The sequence below is a fragment of the Vibrio sp. TBV020 genome, assembly GCF_046056895.1.
Lineage (GTDB): Bacteria > Pseudomonadota > Gammaproteobacteria > Enterobacterales > Vibrionaceae > Vibrio.
The window spans coordinates 3235400-3250390 of record NZ_JBEEAQ010000003.1 but is presented as its reverse complement, the minus strand read 5'-3'; the positions used below and the strand labels follow the sequence as shown (position 1 = coordinate 3250390).

Genomic DNA, 14991 nt, shown 5'->3' with positions numbered 1-14991 from the left:
GTGTGCAATGATGCCAATTTAACCTAGAGGTCAGGTATGAAAGATTTCCTTATCGCTCCATCGATTCTGTCTGCAGATATGGCTCGCTTAGGCGAAGACGTAGAAAAAGTACTCGCAGCTGGTGCTGATGTAGTTCACTTCGATGTAATGGATAACCACTACGTACCAAACCTGACTTTCGGTGCACCAATCTGTCAGGCTCTACGTGATTACGGCATCACTGCTCCTATCGATGTTCACCTAATGGTTAAGCCCGTTGACCGTATCGTGCCTGACTTTGCCAAAGCAGGTGCATCAATGATTACTTTCCATATTGAAGCGTCAGAACACGTTGACCGTACCCTACAACTTATCAAAGAGCATGGTTGTAAAGCGGGTGTAGTACTAAATCCAGCAACACCACTGTCTCATCTAGAGTTCATCATGGATAAAGTTGACTTGATTCTACTTATGTCAGTAAACCCAGGTTTTGGTGGCCAGTCATTTATTCCTAAGACGTTAGACAAGTTGCGTGCTGTACGTAAGATGATTGACGAATCTGGCCGCGATATCCGTTTAGAAATCGATGGTGGTGTAAAGGTTGATAACATCAAAGAGATCGCAGAAGCGGGCGCAGATATGTTTGTGGCAGGCTCAGCTATCTTCAACCAGCCAGATTACAAAGAAGTGATCGACCAAATGCGCGCTGAACTAGCAAAGGTAAAGTAATTCGATGAGCAGTATTAAACTTATCGCTTTTGATTTAGATGGTACGCTGCTTGATAGCGTGCCTGATTTAGCGGTTGCCGCGGCTCAAGCCGTTCAGGCTCTGGGCTATCCAGCAGTTTCTGAAGAGCAGGTTCGTGATTACGTTGGTAATGGTGCTGATATCCTTATTGGTCGTGCATTAAGCCGAAGCCTGACGGTTTCACCGGATTTAGACCCAGAGTTACATGCTAAAGCTCGCGTGTTATTTGATGATTACTATGAAAAAAGTGGTCATAAGCTCAGCCACCTCTATCCTGCGGTGAAAGAGACGTTAGCTGAGTTACACAAGGCTGGCTTTACTATGGCGTTAGTGACTAACAAACCATCGAAGTTTGTTCCTGAGGTTCTAGCTAAGCATGGTATTGATAAATATTTTGTTGATGTGATTGGTGGTGATACTTTCCCTGAGAAGAAACCGAACCCAATGGCACTGAATTGGTTGTTAGAAAAACACCATTGCCAGCCACAAGAGATGATGATGGTTGGCGACTCAAGCAATGACATTAAAGCGGCGAAGAATGCTGGTTGTCATTCGTTTGGCCTGACTTATGGCTACAACCATGGTGAGCTAATTTCTGTGTCTCAGCCAGATTATGTCGCAGATACCATCGCAGATTTAGCAGAAGTCTTAGCTGTTTCAGCTTAATAGCGATAAAAGATCTTTCAAAATACTCGTTAATGAGTACACTGAGTAAACCGTGTGATGAGGTAATGACTACCTGCGTTCACACGGTTTTTTTCATTTATTCGTAATAAGAAGTCAAAGGAATCATTCCCATGAGCAAACCCATCGTATTGAGTGGTGTTCAACCATCAGGTGAACTAAGTATCGGTAACTACTTGGGTGCTCTACGTCAATGGCAACAGATGCAAGATGACTACGATTGCCAATACTGTGTGGTAGACCTTCACGCGATTACGGTTCGTCAAGATCCGAAAGCATTGCATGAAGCGACTCTAGACGCACTCGCAATCTGTCTTGCTGTTGGTGTTGATCCGCAAAAGAGCACGCTATTTGTTCAGTCACATGTACCAGAGCATGCTCAACTTGGTTGGCTTCTTAACTGTTACACCCAAATGGGCGAGTTGGGTCGTATGACTCAGTTTAAAGATAAGTCTGCGCGTTACTCGAAAGACTCATCTAGCCAGTTTGGTGATGTCAATGTTGGTCTATTTGATTACCCAGTACTGATGGCTGCAGACATTCTGTTATACGGTGCCCATCAAGTACCAGTAGGTAGTGACCAGAAGCAACACCTTGAGTTAGCGCGTGATATCGCTAACCGTTTCAACAACATCTACTCGCCAGAGCAACCAATCTTCCAAGTGCCAGAGCCGTACATTCCTACTGTAAATGCTCGTGTTATGAGCCTGCAAGATGCAACGAAGAAGATGTCTAAGTCTGATGATAACCGTAAGAACGTTATTACTCTGCTTGAAGAGCCGAAGTCAATCATCAAGAAGATTAACAAAGCTCAGACAGATGCTGAGACACCACCGCGTATTGCACACGATTGGGACAACAAAGCAGGTATTTCTAACTTGATGGGTCTGTACTCAGCAGCAACGGGCATGAGCTTTGAAGAGATTGAAGCGAAGTACCAAGGTGTTGAAATGTACGGTCCATTTAAGAAAGATGTTGGTGAAGCGTTAGTTGCGATGCTTGAGCCGATTCAATCTGAATACCACCGTATCCGTGCAGATCGCGCATACATGGATCAAGTGATGAAGCAGGGTGCTGAAAAAGCCTCAGCTCGCGCAGCAGAGACGCTTAAGAAAGCATACGAAGCAGTAGGTTTTGTGGCTCGCCCATAGACCTATCTGATTTCGGTAAATATAAAAAACGGACTCATTAGAGTCCGTTTTTGTATCTAGCCTGTCATTCCATAGAGTGACGAAGGAGCGAGTAGGGAATCCTTATTAGTATTAGCTTTCAGAGATCCTCAGTTCGTTCGTACCTCTCTCTTGAGGATGACGAGAATAAACGGTTAACTTCTCGTTACTGAGCACCTTCAAAGCCCATTTGACGCCATGCTTCAAAAGCAATAATCGCTACAGCATTCGAAAGGTTTAAGCTACGGGCGTCTGGCATCATTGGAATACGAATGCGTTGCTCCATCGGCATGCTGTCTATTAGCTCAGCAGGCAGCCCACGTGTTTCTGGGCCAAACAACAACACATCACCTTTGGTGAAATTTGCATCTACGTGATGGCCCGTGGTTTTGGTTGTGCAAGCAAAGATTCGGTACTCTTCTCGTTCTTTCTCTAGGTACTCAACAAACGCTTGATAGCTTTTATGACGAGTAACACGTGCAAGATCGTGATAATCCAAACCAGCTCGGCGCACTTTCTTCTCTTCTAAATCGAAACCCAGCGGCTCAATTAAATGAAGGTTAGCACCGCAGTTGGCACATAGGCGGATAATGTTACCCGTATTTGGGGCGATCTCTGGCTCATAAAGGGCGATATCAAACATATTGTCATTCTTGTGCTTTGGAATTTAGGCCAGAAAGTATAAGGCCACATAGAATCACCGCCAAGTCTGACATGATGAGTTTTGGTCGGTTAGTCGACGTTATTTACCTTGGGCTATTGCGACGGCGTAGTTTTCACTAACCGCATCCCAATTCACCACGTTCCACCATGCATCAATGTATTCAGGACGACGATTTTGATAGCTGATGTAATAAGCATGTTCCCAAACATCAAGCGCTAGAATAGGCTCACCTTGTTGCTCAGTGACATCCATTAAAGGGTTATCTTGATTGGTTGTTGAGGTGATGTGCAGCTCGCCACCTTTAACGATCAGCCACGCGAAGCCAGAGCCAAAAGTATTGATCGCAGCTTGCGCAAAAAGCTCTTGGAACTGTTTGAAGCTGCCAAAGGTATTGACAATTTCTTCTGCTAGTTGGCCTGTTGGTGCTCCTCCGCCGTTCGGCTTCATACAGTTCCAATAGAGAATATGGTTGTAGTAACCGCCACCATTATTGCGCACAGCAGGGGGCTGCTCAGAGATTTTTGCAAAAATATCTTCGAGGCTGGTGGATTCTAGCTCACTGCCTTTTATCGCAGTGATGAACTTATCAAAGTAAGTTCGATGATGCTTACTGTAGTGAACCTCCATGGTTTTAGCATCAATATACGGTTCTAATGCGTCGTAAGAATAAGGAAGTTCTGGGAAAACATGAGACATAGTAAATCCTCCATAATTGAAGGATTTACTTTAAATGATAATGAGATCTATTATCAACTGTATATTTGTAAGGTTATTCAGTACCACCGAGTGGAAGTGTGATCTCCACTCTTAATCCGCCGAGCTTACTGCGTTTGGCAATGATAGTCCCACTGTGTTGACGAATAGCACTTTCAGTGATGGTCAGTCCAAGCCCAGTGCCACCGCTGTGTCTATCGCGTGCTGTTGAAACACGGTAGAACGGACGGAATATCGCATCAAGCTCATGTTCAGGGACGCCTTCACCATTGTCATCTACTGCAATGATGATTTGTGCTTCGGATTCAGACAGCTCAACTTCGATTCGATCTTTACCGTAGTAAATAGCATTTCGAACAATATTGTCCAATGCGCTCATCAGCAGCTTAGGGTTGCCTGAAATAACTCGCTCTGGGATGTCATTAAACGTTAGCGTTTTATCCATTTGCTCAGCTTCAAACTGAGCATCAGATAAGATCGCTTCCCATAGACTGCCCATTGGCTGTTCTTCACGTGTTAAGTGACTATCGACCTGCATTCTAGATAGCTCAAGCAGTTCACCAATCATCTGTTCTAAACGCTGAGCTTCAGTGTCAATTCGGGTGAGCTCAGGGCTTTCGCCTTGCTTACGAGTTGCGAGTGCATTGGCCATTCTTAGACGGGTAAGAGGCGAACGTAGCTCATGGGAGATATCGGATAGCAATCGCTGTTGACCTGAAATCATCTGATTTACCGCCTCAACCATTTGGTTAAAGCTTGTGCCTGCTTGACGGAACTCACTGGTGCCTTTTTCAAGGGTAGGATCAACGACAAATTCGCCTTTAGCGACACGTTTAGCGGCACGCTCTAGTTTACGGGCAGGCTGACTGAGTGCCCAAGCTAACCACAGTAACAAAGGTGTACTGACAAGCATGACCGAAAACAGCAATTGGAAAGGGCGATCAAACATGCGCAGTAAAAATGGCGGAGGTTGATTCCACTTTACGCCCACATACAGCAGCAAATCTTCTTTCGCCAATGTCACAGGAATGGGGCCCGCTAACATGTAGTGGCCATAAAGTTTTTGTTTTGGCTGACCGTCGACATCAATACTGGTGATGAAGTTTTGTAACGCACGGTACTTGAAGTTTTTGCGGTCTTGGACGGTTAAGGTATTGCCTTCCAGATCCGTCACCATATAGTGCGGGCGAGGGTCTTTAGGCGAGCGTTTTGGCCCTTCAAGCGCATAGAGAACACGGGACAAATTGTCTTTATTCGCGTATTTCTGTTCAATTTTCGCTTTGATACCGAGTAACTTGTCGTAGTGATCCGCAGGAATATCTCGGGCCTTTCTCGGGTCAAGGTGAGGGAGTGATAATACCGCCACCAACACAAGAAACATGGTGAACCAGAAAATGGCAAAGATGCGGCCATATAAGCTATTGATCTTAGGCAGACGCATTAATCTTCCTCAACCAGCAGATAGCCACGACCGCGAATAGTCTTGATACGAGATTTACCATCAGCACGTTCTGGGAGCTTTTTACGTAAATTAGACACATGCATATCGATAGCACGATCGAACGCAGCTAGACGTTTACCTAATACATCCAAACTCAGTGCTTCCTTGGTTAAAGTATCGCCCGGGTTTTGAATAAAATGCGCCAATAGAGCAAATTCAGTCGTGGTTAAGTCCATCAATTGGCCTTGGCAATAGGCTTCTTGTTTACCAGGGAAAACCTGTATGTCTTGGTAGTCAATGCTATCACTGCCTTTCGCAGATTTAGTACTGGATGACTGAGTTCGGCGTAAGATTGCTCGTATACGAGCCATAAGCTCACGGTCACTGAATGGTTTAGGTAGGTAGTCATCAGCTCCTAGTTCTAGGCCTATCACTCTGTCTATCTCTTCGCCTTTCGCGGTCAACATTAGAACAGGAGTTTCCCACGTCTCACGTAGCCGTTTTAAGGTTTCCATTCCATTGAGTTTCGGCATCATGACATCAAGTAAGATCAGATCGATTTGGTCGTTTAACCGCTCTAAACCTTCTTCACCATTGTTTGCCTCAGAGACCTCAAAGCCTTCAAACGACAGCACTTCCTTAAGCAAGCTAGTCAGCTCGGTATCATCATCAATAAGTAAAATATGCGGCATAATGAAGTCTCTATACGTAATTCTAATAGGCTTATATTACTGCGAAATGAGCAATAGATTTAGGGGCAATGTTGCTCTTTACGATTCTTTACGCTCTCTAGACGTTCCTTTACGTCCTAGGTCGTATTCTACACTCAAGCGCTGCAGAGAACCGCAGCACAATCCAATAGATCAAGTGAAGGGTACGATTATGAAATTAGCAAAGAAATTAGTATTAGCGGCTGTTGTTGTTCCACTAACGCTTGGTACTGCAAGTGCCTTCGCATTCGGTGGTAAAGATCATAAGAAGGGCGGCCATGGTGAATGTGGTGGTGGCTTTGACCGTAGCATCATGCGCAAACTTGACTTAACTGATGCTCAAAAAGACCAGCTAAAAGAGATGCGCGAAGCAGGTAAAGCTGAAATGAAAGCGAACTTTAAAGAGAACTTTGAAGCTCGCCATGCAGAGATGCAAGCGCACAAAGCAAAAGTTCAAGAGTTAGTACTTGCTGACAATTTTGACCAAGCGGCAGCTGATGAACTCGCTAAGGCAATGGTTGAGAAGCAAACTGAACGTAAAGTCAAAATGCTTGAGAAACAGCATCAAATGTTAAGTGTCTTAACCCCTGAGCAGAAGGCAAAATTTGTTGAGTTGTCTCAAGAACGTGCAGATAAGTGTGCTGAGAAGATGCAAAAGCGTCTGGCAGACAAATAACTAAACACAATAGATCGACAAGGCGGCCAATAGGTCGCCTTTTTTGTGTCACTTTTATTCAATACCGGAGGCGTTATACTAAAGCTATGTTGGTTTATTGATCAGTCAGTTATGAAACAGGAATACGCACGTTTAGTTACCATGGCAGCTTGGACTGCAACCATAGTAGCGACGATATTATTGATCGTGAAAGTGGGAGCGTGGTGGGTAACTGGCTCGGTAAGTTTATTAGCATCGTTAATTGACTCGATGCTTGATATAGCGGCTTCATTGGTGAACCTAATTGTTGTTAGGTACTCTCTGCAACCCGCAGATAGAGAGCATACCTTTGGCCATGGTAAAGCGGAGTCTCTAGCGGCCTTAGCACAGGCAATGTTCATTTCTGGTTCTGCAGTATTCTTAATTCTTAATGGTATTGAACGTTTCTTCCGACCACATGATCTTCAGTCACCAGAATATGGTGTTTATGTCAGTCTATTCGCCATTGCCGTGACATTTGGCTTAGTGAGATTCCAAAAACATGTAGTGAAAAAGACTGGCAGTCAGGCGATTGCTGCGGACTCATTGCACTATCAGTCTGACCTGTACATGAATGCGGCTATCATGTTAGCCCTGGCATTGAGCTGGTTTGGTATCACTCAAGCGGATTCTGTTTTTGCTATTGGTATCGGCGTTTATATTTTGTACAGTGCTTTTAGAATGGTTCAAGAAGCCACTCAGACACTGCTTGATCGAAAATTGCCGGATGATGAGCTAAGAGCGATCAGAGAAACCTGTGTAAAGGTAGAAGGAGTATTAGGGGTACATCAGCTTAGAACGCGTATGTCTGGGCCAACCCGTTTCATCCAGCTACATTTAGAGTTAGAAGATAATATTCGCTTGCTAGAGGCGCATCGAATCTCTGATGACGTTGAAGCAAAATTACTTGAGCTTTTCCCTCATTCAGATGTATTAATTCACCAAGATCCTTATTCTGTGGTGTTAGGTGCGGAGAAAGCGCAGAAGTCTCAAGATTGGTAAGAACGTGCGCAGACAAACGGTGACTTATTGACTATCTTTTCAGCGTTACGACTTTTAACTGTGATCCTGATATGTATCAATTAAGTGAAATGGCAAAGCTGTAATACTCTTACATAAGTAGAAAAGTTACATAATTTCGTGCAAATAAAAGTAGTATTCCTGATTAGGAAAGGTAACATATTGCACAGTTAAAGGAATTAAGTCAGTGGCTAACAATGAAAGTGGCTGACGTAAAAATTGAAATAAGATTCCCAAAAATCGAGGGTGAGCATGATTAAGAAGATCGGTGTCTTGACTAGTGGCGGTGACGCACCAGGTATGAACGCAGCAGTTCGTGGCGTGGTACGTACAGCACTATCTGAAGGTTTAGAAGTTTACGGTGTATTTGATGGCTACTTAGGTCTATACGAAGATCGTATCGAAAAACTAGATCGTTCAAGCGTTTCTGACGTGATCAACAAGGGTGGTACATTCTTAGGCTCTGCACGTTTCCCTGAATTCAAAGAAGTGGAAGTACGTCAGAAAGCGATCGAAAACCTACAAAAACACGGCATTGAAGCGCTAGTGGTTGTAGGTGGTGACGGTTCTTACATGGGCGCTAAGAAACTGACTGAAATGGGTTACCCTTGTATCGGTCTACCAGGCACTATCGATAACGATATTGCAGGTACTGATTACACTATCGGTTACCTAACAGCACTAAACACTGTTATCGATGCGATTGACCGTCTACGTGACACTTCGTCTTCGCACCAGCGTATCTCTATCGTTGAGATCATGGGCCGCCACTGTGGCGACCTAACGCTAATGTCTGCAATTGCTGGTGGTTGTGAGTACATCATTACTCCAGAAACTGGTCTAGACAAAGAGAAGCTTATCAGCAACATCCAAGACGGAATTGCTAAAGGTAAGAAGCACGCGATTATTGCTCTAACTGAGCTTATGATGGATGCGAATGAACTAGCAAAAGAGATTGAAGCGGCAACAGGTCGTGAAACTCGTGCAACGGTTCTTGGCCACATTCAACGTGGTGGTCGTCCTACGGCATTTGACCGTGTTCTAGCATCACGCATGGGCAACTACGCTGTTCATCTACTTATGGATGGCCAAGGTGGTCGTTGTGTTGGTATCCAGAAAGAGCAGTTAGTTCACCACGACATCATCGATGCGATTGAAAACATGAAGCGTCCAGTTCGTGAAGACCTATTCAAGGTAGCTGAAGAGCTATTCTAAGCAAGCTTGCTTAATGCTTTAAATAAAAAGCCAGTTGGGAAACCAACTGGCTTTTTTCGTTTTGGTTGGTGTTATGTGCTTAGTGTTAATTGACCATCGTGGTTGAGAGAACATAACCAACAGTCGTAGCGGTAATCACACCAATAAAACCCGGTAGCAAGAAGCTGTGGTTAAGCACGTATTTACCAATCTGAGTTGTACCAGAACGGTCAAAGGTAATTGCCGCTAAATCACTTGGGTAGAACGGGAAGAAGAAGTAGGCATAACACGCAGGCAGCACACCGATCAGTACTGGCGCTGGAATCCCCATCGCAAAACCGAGCGGTAGCATGATGGTTAGCACTGCAGCTTGGCTCTTTAAGAACACTGACACAACGAACATCGCAATAGCAAAGGTCCAAGGATGAGCCGCAACGATATCACTCACTAAACTGATTAAGTAAGGTTTGTGGAAGCCGATGATGGTGTCACTCATCCAAGCAATACCAAAGATAATGATCACCGCCGTCATACCCGCAATAAACACGTTGCTGTGGACAATCTTCTTCGGTTCAACCTTAGTGGTTAACAAAATCAAAGCACCAACCGACAACATTAAGAATTGAATTGCCACCGACATTTTGACTCCATCAGGCAGCAGACCCAGATCTTTACCAAACATCGCAACAAAGATAACGGTCGCGATACCCGCTAAGAAGATGGTTAAGCCTTTCTTTGCAATCCCTTCATGAGCAGGTGAGTCGTCTTCATCACTGCTTGCATCGATAAGTTGAGCTTTAAATTCAGGATCTTGGCAACGCTCGATAAAGGCTTGGTCTTGATCCAGCTCTTTACCGCGTTTTAAGCTCCACAAACAGCCCACTAAGACACCAATTAGTGTGGCTGGAATCGTTACTAGTAGTACATTGACCAGACTAATATCTAAGCTGTTATCAGCCGCAGTAGCCATTACCACTGCGGCAGCGGCAGCAATTGGGCTCGCAGTGATCCCCATTTGTGACGCGACGGTTGCCATTGCCATCGGGCGCTCTGGACGAATGCCTTTCTTATAGGCCACGTCGTAAATAACGGGCAGGAGTGGGTAAACAGAGTGACCGGTACCGACCAGTACTGTTAAAGAATAGGTACAGAGTGGGCCAAGGAAGACGATTTGGCTTGGGTGTTTACGCAATAAACGCTCTGCAAACTTAACGAGTAACTTAAGGCCACCAGTGGCTTCTAATGTTGCTGACGCTGCGACTACCGCAAGGATAATCAGCATGACACTGACAGGTGGCGAACCGGGAGCGACACCAAAGATAAAAGCGAGAACCGAAACACCAAGGCCCCCGAGCAGACCAAAAGCGATGCCTCCGTGACGGATACCGATAAATATCACCGTCAGAAGCAGGAGCATATGCACGTAAAACATAATTAAACCCTACATTGGTAATGAAACTACAGTTAGATTACCCAAAAGTGGTAGGTTTTAATGTGAAGCTAAGTGCTTATATAACGACAAGCTTTTGTTTTCGAACGCTTCTTTGTCTTTTATCAAAATGCGGCGCTGTATCGACGAACTTGTTTCGATTTCGCCGGATTGTTCAAGCTTTTGGGCGGGGTGTTTTTCGGCTTTGAAATTTTTGGTGAACCCCACGACGTAATGACTTGATGCGATTTTCCGCCTTGTCCACGCCAAGGAGCACCGTCAATACTAAAGCGGTAATGACGACAGATTGTTGTAGATAACCTAGACCAATCATCATCCCCAGTGCCGCCAATACCCAGATCACCGCAGCAGAGGTAACGCCATGAATTTTCCCATCAAGAGTCATCATTACTCCGGCACCTAAGAAGCCGACACCTGTAATAATTTGCCCAAGTACACGAGCTTGATCGAGTGTATTCGGTGAAAGTGAAACTGCCATCGACATAAAGAAATATGTCCCTGAGATCACTAAGATTGATGTTCGTATACCTACAGGTTTACCGCGAGTTTGGCGCTCAACACCGACTAAAATACCATTGATGGCACAGCAAAGGAGCGCGGCCCAGCTAAATGGGCCAAGGTCGAGGAGTTGTTCGATAGTTGGTTGCATATCTGGTTGCATAGTGACCTCCAAAACGTCGGAGTATGCAGATAATAGACCGTGCTATCGAACAAAAGATTTTTGTCTTGAGGATAAATCAACAGCCGTCGGTAGTGAGGATGTAGCTCGGAGCTGAGGCGGATGTAGCTTCATTGTAGGTTAGAAAGCAACCATCTCCTTCTCTGCGGCGACTTCTTGGCATAAACGTGATGATGCTGTCGTCAGCGTCTTCGTTATTGAAGTACCAGTCAGCGTTATCATTTCCCCAGGTACTGTCTTCGATATTCGCTTCAAGGATACGCGACCAAGCATTAGCGTTATCTGCTCGCGCATAACCAAATGCGATGGCGACGGTTTCTCCTTCGACGACGACAGAAGAGCTTGCAACGGTATCTAACCCTTGAACAGAACTTACACCTATCAGCTGATCGTTAGCTCCTTGCATCGCTCCGAGCAGACCTTGAAGTGAAGAGATGCGAGCATCTGTTTGTAGGTCAATGAGTCTTGGAAGTGCGGTGACCGCGAGAATCCCCAGCACAACGATAACGATGACCAGTTCAATTAAGGTAAAGCCTTTGTTTTTCATAATCACTCTAAGTGTAAATCCAATGGGGTCTTACTGGTTCTGCCACCAATTTCGCGAGTCAATTTAGGCACCAAGTAGCCAGATACCTTTGCCATCACTCCGGCCATAATCTGTTTTGCTTGCTGGTCAGAAATGTAGAAGTGAGCGGCGCCTTGTACTTTATCGAGTACGTGCAAGTAATAGGGTAGGACGCCAGCATCAAATAGGGCTTGGCTTAGTGCAATCTGAGCCTCGACGCTGTCATTAACACCTTTTAGCATAACTCCCTGATTTAGAAGAGTAACATTGGCACATTTTAGCTTCATTAAGCTATCTCGCAATTCTTGATTGATCTCTTGAGCATGGTTGATATGAGTCACCAAAATTGCTTGTAAGCGCGTATTTTCAAGTAGCTCTACTAACTTGTCGGTAACGCGTGCAGGGATCACGACTGGCAGCCTAGAGTGAATGCGTAATCTTTTGATATGCGTGATATCAGCAATATGATCGACTAACCATGCTAGCTCATCATCTTTTGCCATTAAGGGATCGCCGCCGGACAAAATGATCTCGTCGATCTCTGGATGTTGTTGGATGTAATCTAAGCTTTGCTGCCAAGCCGATTTCGAGCCTTTATTTTCGTCATAAGGGAAGTGGCGTCTAAAGCAATAGCGGCAGTTGATCGCGCAGCCGCCTTTAACGATCATCAAAGCACGATTATGGTATTTGTGTAGTAATCCTGGAATTGAGTTGTTTTGCTCTTCTAAAGGATCATTAGAGTAACCATCGTGAATTTCAAACTCTTCACTGAGCGGTAGGACTTGGCGTAAAAGCGGGTCAAAAGGATTGCCTTTTTTCATTCTATCGACAAAACTTTGCGGAACACGCTGTGCAAAAAGTTTGCGAGCTTCAAATCCGTTTTGCCAAGGTGAAGGATCAATTTCAAGTTGTTCCAGCAGTTTTGCAGGATCCGAGATCCCATTCGCTAGCTGTTTGAGCCAGTTTTGCTCAACAGAAACAACTTTTCGGGTTATGATGTGCGGCATTGAATTTAGCTCTAAGAATGTAAGAGGAAAAAATGGCTACTGTTAGCACCAATGAATTTAAAGGCGGTCTAAAACTAATGCTTGATAACGAGCCTTGCGTTATCTTGGAAAACGAATACGTTAAGCCAGGTAAAGGCCAAGCGTTCAACCGCGTAAAAATTCGTAAACTTCTTTCTGGTAAAGTGCTAGAGAAAACCTTTAAGTCTGGTGAAACTTGTGAAGTTGCAGACGTAATGGATACAGACCTAGATTATCTATATAACGACGGCGAATTCTACCACTTTATGAACAATGAAACGTTCGAGCAAATCGCAGCGGACGTAAAAGCTGTCGGCGAAAATGCTAAGTGGTTGGTTGAAAACAACACTTGTATGCTAACTCTTTGGAACGGTAACCCAATCGTTGTGACTCCGCCAAACTTCGTTGAGCTAGAAGTAACAGATACTGATCCTGGCCTAAAAGGTGACACGCAGGGTACTGGTGGTAAACCAGCAACACTTTCAACTGGCGCAGTTGTACGTGTTCCTCTATTCATCTCTATCGGTGAAGTAATCAAGGTTGATACTCGCACTGGCGAATACGTAGGCCGTGTAAAATAAGCACGACTTATGTCAACTTTTAGAAAAAGGTCACTTATGTGGCCTTTTTTTGTTTTTCACCGTGCCCTTTGATGTGCCACAATTTTAGTTTAGCTGTAGGTAACTAAACTAATATACATGAAACAGTCTCTCAGAATTTGGCTTGACGCCGCTCGCCCTAAAACTTTGCCATTGGCATTGGTCTCTATCCTAACGGGTAGCGTATTGGCGTACTCTACACATCAGTTTTCTCCTATTGTTGCACTATTGGCTTTTCTTACGGCAACTTTACTGCAGATTTTGTCTAACCTTGCCAATGACTACGGTGACGCCGTAAAAGGCACTGACAATGAAAATCGCTTAGGCCCTGTCCGTGCAATTCAGTCTGGTGCTGTGACACAGCAAGATATGAAGCAAGCAATGGTTATTAATATTATTCTGACCATGGTTTCTGGATTGGTGCTGGTCATGTATGCGCTGGAAAGTTTGCAAAGCATATTGGCTTTTATTGGTTTAGGCATATTGGCGATTGTCGCTGCGATTGCGTATACCGTGGGTAACAAGCCATACGGTTATGTTGGCTTAGGTGATATTTCAGTCTTTATTTTCTTTGGCTTGCTTGGGGTCGCTGGCACTTACTTTTTGCACACCGGGATTGTCGCACCGCAATTGATTTTACCTGCAGTGGGCTGTGGCTTATTAGCCGTGGCTGTGTTGAACATCAATAATATGCGTGATATTGAAAATGATGAAGTATGCGGCAAAAGAACGGTTGCCGTTAGACTTGGACAAAAGCGGGCGAAATACTATCACTCATTGCTCCTAGCTGGCGCGAGCGTTGCTTTTATTGTTTACCTTGTTCATCAACCAAGCCCAGTTTGGATGAGCTTACCTTTTTTGCTTAGTTTGTTGGTGACATACAAACATGGTAAAGCGGTATGGCAGGCTAATGAACCTGCTCAGATTGCTCCGATGATGCCAGTGATAGTTAAGTGCTCTATGGTGACAAATCTACTTTTTGCTGGAGTGGTCATAGCTCAAACTCTAGTGAGTTAAATGATGCATGTCATTGCATTGACTTACTGACCCTTTATACTCGATTAAGAAACCAACGGTATGGGAAGGAATACTATGGAATACAATACTTCTGCCTTGTGTGATATTTACTTAGAGCAAGTAGATGTTGTCGAGCCAATGTTTAGTAACTTTGGTGGTAGTGCATCCTTTGCAGGTCAAGTCACCACCGTTAAGTGTTTCGAAGACAATGGCCTTATTCGTGAAATTCTAGAGCAAGATGGTTTAGGTCGAGTTCTATTGATCGATGGTGGTGGTTCACTGCGTCGTGCTTTGATTGACGCTGAATTAGCTTCACTTGCTGAAGAAAACGAATGGGAAGGTATTCTTGTATATGGCTGTGTACGTGAAGTAGACGAGCTAGAAGATATGAGTATTGGTATTCAGGCTCTTGCTTCTATTCCTGTTGGTGCGACGTCTCAAGGCATCGGTGAAGTCGATGTACCCGTTAACTTTGGTGGAGTTACTTTCCTTCCTGAAGATTATCTCTATGCAGATAATACGGGGGTTATCCTTTCACAAGAGCCGTTGGATATTGAATTAGAAATCGAAGACGAAGACGCCGCTTAACATCTCATTTTGCATGAAGAGACTTCTTATTGGCTGGTACGAAAGCCATTA

Annotated in this window: 17 protein-coding genes; 9 read left to right on the top strand and 8 right to left on the bottom strand. The window is 44.6% G+C overall.

The features are described 5' to 3' along the window. Positions 1–36: 36 nt before the first annotated feature. The 3 genes from rpe (at position 37) to trpS (ending at position 2562) form a co-directional block, all read left to right on the top strand. Entirely contained in the window at positions 37–708 is a 672-nt protein-coding gene (gene rpe, locus AAFX28_RS22945) for a ribulose-phosphate 3-epimerase (RefSeq protein ID WP_053441413.1), read from the top strand. Positions 709–712: 4 nt separating this feature from the next. Continuing rightward, a complete protein-coding gene (locus AAFX28_RS22940) occupies positions 713–1393 on the top strand; it encodes a phosphoglycolate phosphatase (protein ID WP_408690800.1) in 681 nt (226 codons plus the stop codon). Between the two features lie 131 nt (positions 1394–1524). Further along, positions 1525–2562, top strand: a complete 1038-nt coding sequence (gene trpS, locus AAFX28_RS22935; RefSeq protein WP_126575787.1) for a tryptophan--tRNA ligase — start codon at positions 1525–1527, stop codon at positions 2560–2562. A gap of 184 nt (positions 2563–2746) precedes the next feature. Here trpS and trmL read toward each other — a convergent pair whose 3' ends face one another. From trmL to AAFX28_RS22915, 4 genes are all read right to left on the bottom strand, one after another. Next, positions 2747–3223, bottom strand: coding sequence for a tRNA (uridine(34)/cytosine(34)/5-carboxymethylaminomethyluridine(34)-2'-O)-methyltransferase TrmL (gene trmL / locus AAFX28_RS22930; RefSeq protein ID WP_408690799.1), 477 nt, complete (start codon positions 3221–3223; stop codon positions 2747–2749). A gap of 99 nt (positions 3224–3322) precedes the next feature. Continuing rightward, positions 3323–3940, bottom strand: coding sequence for a superoxide dismutase (locus tag AAFX28_RS22925; protein ID WP_408690798.1), 618 nt, complete (start codon positions 3938–3940; stop codon positions 3323–3325). 73 nt (positions 3941–4013) lie between these two features. Next, complete coding sequence (cpxA, locus tag AAFX28_RS22920) at positions 4014–5399, bottom strand: envelope stress sensor histidine kinase CpxA (RefSeq protein WP_408690797.1); 1386 nt, start codon at positions 5397–5399, stop codon at positions 4014–4016. Next, positions 5399–6091, bottom strand: a complete 693-nt coding sequence (locus tag AAFX28_RS22915; protein WP_408690796.1) for a response regulator — start codon at positions 6089–6091, stop codon at positions 5399–5401. The genes cpxA and AAFX28_RS22915 overlap by 1 nt, the downstream gene beginning before the upstream one ends. Positions 6092–6281: 190 nt before the next feature. Between AAFX28_RS22915 and AAFX28_RS22910 the strand changes: the two genes are divergently transcribed. The 3 genes from AAFX28_RS22910 to pfkA all read left to right on the top strand — a co-directional run bounded on the left by AAFX28_RS22910 (position 6282) and on the right by pfkA (position 9038). Then, positions 6282–6785 (top strand): CpxP family protein, encoded by a 504-nt coding sequence (locus tag AAFX28_RS22910; protein ID WP_408690795.1) that lies wholly within the window; start codon positions 6282–6284, stop codon positions 6783–6785. A 111-nt stretch (positions 6786–6896) separates the two neighbouring features. Continuing rightward, complete coding sequence (gene fieF, locus AAFX28_RS22905) at positions 6897–7805, top strand: CDF family cation-efflux transporter FieF (RefSeq protein WP_408690794.1); 909 nt, start codon at positions 6897–6899, stop codon at positions 7803–7805. Positions 7806–8075: 270 nt separating this feature from the next. After that, positions 8076–9038, top strand: coding sequence for a 6-phosphofructokinase (gene pfkA, locus AAFX28_RS22900; protein ID WP_408690793.1), 963 nt, complete (start codon positions 8076–8078; stop codon positions 9036–9038). Positions 9039–9123: 85 nt separating this feature from the next. On the opposite strand, the gene AAFX28_RS22895 is transcribed toward pfkA, so the two are convergent. The 4 genes from AAFX28_RS22895 to epmB all read right to left on the bottom strand — a co-directional run bounded on the left by AAFX28_RS22895 (position 9124) and on the right by epmB (position 12718). After that, complete coding sequence (locus tag AAFX28_RS22895; RefSeq protein WP_408690792.1) at positions 9124–10449, bottom strand: anaerobic C4-dicarboxylate transporter; 1326 nt, start codon at positions 10447–10449, stop codon at positions 9124–9126. A gap of 172 nt (positions 10450–10621) precedes the next feature. Next, positions 10622–11116: an MgtC/SapB family protein gene (locus AAFX28_RS22890; protein WP_408690931.1), complete on the bottom strand. Its 495-nt coding sequence runs from the start codon at positions 11114–11116 to the stop codon at positions 10622–10624. Between the two features lie 88 nt (positions 11117–11204). Further along, positions 11205–11693, bottom strand: a complete 489-nt coding sequence (locus tag AAFX28_RS22885; protein WP_408690791.1) for a type II secretion system protein — start codon at positions 11691–11693, stop codon at positions 11205–11207. Between the two features lie 2 nt (positions 11694–11695). Further along, the gene (gene epmB, locus AAFX28_RS22880) at positions 11696–12718 is read right to left on the bottom strand and encodes an EF-P beta-lysylation protein EpmB (protein WP_408690790.1); all 1023 of its coding nucleotides are present in this window, start codon (positions 12716–12718) and stop codon (positions 11696–11698) included. Positions 12719–12750: 32 nt separating this feature from the next. Between epmB and efp the strand changes: the two genes are divergently transcribed. From efp to rraA, 3 genes are all read left to right on the top strand, one after another. Beyond that, the gene (efp, locus tag AAFX28_RS22875; RefSeq protein ID WP_004415903.1) at positions 12751–13317 is read left to right on the top strand and encodes an elongation factor P; all 567 of its coding nucleotides are present in this window, start codon (positions 12751–12753) and stop codon (positions 13315–13317) included. A gap of 117 nt (positions 13318–13434) precedes the next feature. Then, on the top strand, positions 13435–14352 hold the full coding sequence (locus AAFX28_RS22870) for a 1,4-dihydroxy-2-naphthoate polyprenyltransferase (protein ID WP_408690789.1): 918 nt from the start codon (positions 13435–13437) through the stop codon (positions 14350–14352). Between the two features lie 75 nt (positions 14353–14427). Continuing rightward, on the top strand, positions 14428–14940 hold the full coding sequence (gene rraA / locus AAFX28_RS22865) for a ribonuclease E activity regulator RraA (protein WP_408690788.1): 513 nt from the start codon (positions 14428–14430) through the stop codon (positions 14938–14940). Positions 14941–14991: the final 51 nt, after the last annotated feature.

What these genes read in the sequence shown, in the direction of transcription:
- rpe (WP_053441413.1), top strand. Translation starts at nt 37, where the DNA reads ATGAAAGATTTCCTTATCGCTCCATCGATTCTGTCTGCAGATATGGCT.
- AAFX28_RS22940 (WP_408690800.1), top strand. Translation starts at nt 713, where the DNA reads ATGAGCAGTATTAAACTTATCGCTTTTGATTTAGATGGTACGCTGCTT.
- trpS (WP_126575787.1), top strand. Translation starts at nt 1,525, where the DNA reads ATGAGCAAACCCATCGTATTGAGTGGTGTTCAACCATCAGGTGAACTA.
- trmL (WP_408690799.1), bottom strand. Translation starts at nt 3,223, where the DNA reads ATGTTTGATATCGCCCTTTATGAGCCAGAGATCGCCCCAAATACGGGT.
- AAFX28_RS22925 (WP_408690798.1), bottom strand. Translation starts at nt 3,940, where the DNA reads ATGTCTCATGTTTTCCCAGAACTTCCTTATTCTTACGACGCATTAGAA.
- cpxA (WP_408690797.1), bottom strand. Translation starts at nt 5,399, where the DNA reads ATGCGTCTGCCTAAGATCAATAGCTTATATGGCCGCATCTTTGCCATT.
- AAFX28_RS22915 (WP_408690796.1), bottom strand. Translation starts at nt 6,091, where the DNA reads ATGCCGCATATTTTACTTATTGATGATGATACCGAGCTGACTAGCTTG.
- AAFX28_RS22910 (WP_408690795.1), top strand. Translation starts at nt 6,282, where the DNA reads ATGAAATTAGCAAAGAAATTAGTATTAGCGGCTGTTGTTGTTCCACTA.
- fieF (WP_408690794.1), top strand. Translation starts at nt 6,897, where the DNA reads ATGAAACAGGAATACGCACGTTTAGTTACCATGGCAGCTTGGACTGCA.
- pfkA (WP_408690793.1), top strand. Translation starts at nt 8,076, where the DNA reads ATGATTAAGAAGATCGGTGTCTTGACTAGTGGCGGTGACGCACCAGGT.
- AAFX28_RS22895 (WP_408690792.1), bottom strand. Translation starts at nt 10,449, where the DNA reads ATGTTTTACGTGCATATGCTCCTGCTTCTGACGGTGATATTTATCGGT.
- AAFX28_RS22890 (WP_408690931.1), bottom strand. Translation starts at nt 11,116, where the DNA reads ATGCAACCAACTATCGAACAACTCCTCGACCTTGGCCCATTTAGCTGG.
- AAFX28_RS22885 (WP_408690791.1), bottom strand. Translation starts at nt 11,693, where the DNA reads ATGAAAAACAAAGGCTTTACCTTAATTGAACTGGTCATCGTTATCGTT.
- epmB (WP_408690790.1), bottom strand. Translation starts at nt 12,718, where the DNA reads ATGCCGCACATCATAACCCGAAAAGTTGTTTCTGTTGAGCAAAACTGG.
- efp (WP_004415903.1), top strand. Translation starts at nt 12,751, where the DNA reads ATGGCTACTGTTAGCACCAATGAATTTAAAGGCGGTCTAAAACTAATG.
- AAFX28_RS22870 (WP_408690789.1), top strand. Translation starts at nt 13,435, where the DNA reads ATGAAACAGTCTCTCAGAATTTGGCTTGACGCCGCTCGCCCTAAAACT.
- rraA (WP_408690788.1), top strand. Translation starts at nt 14,428, where the DNA reads ATGGAATACAATACTTCTGCCTTGTGTGATATTTACTTAGAGCAAGTA.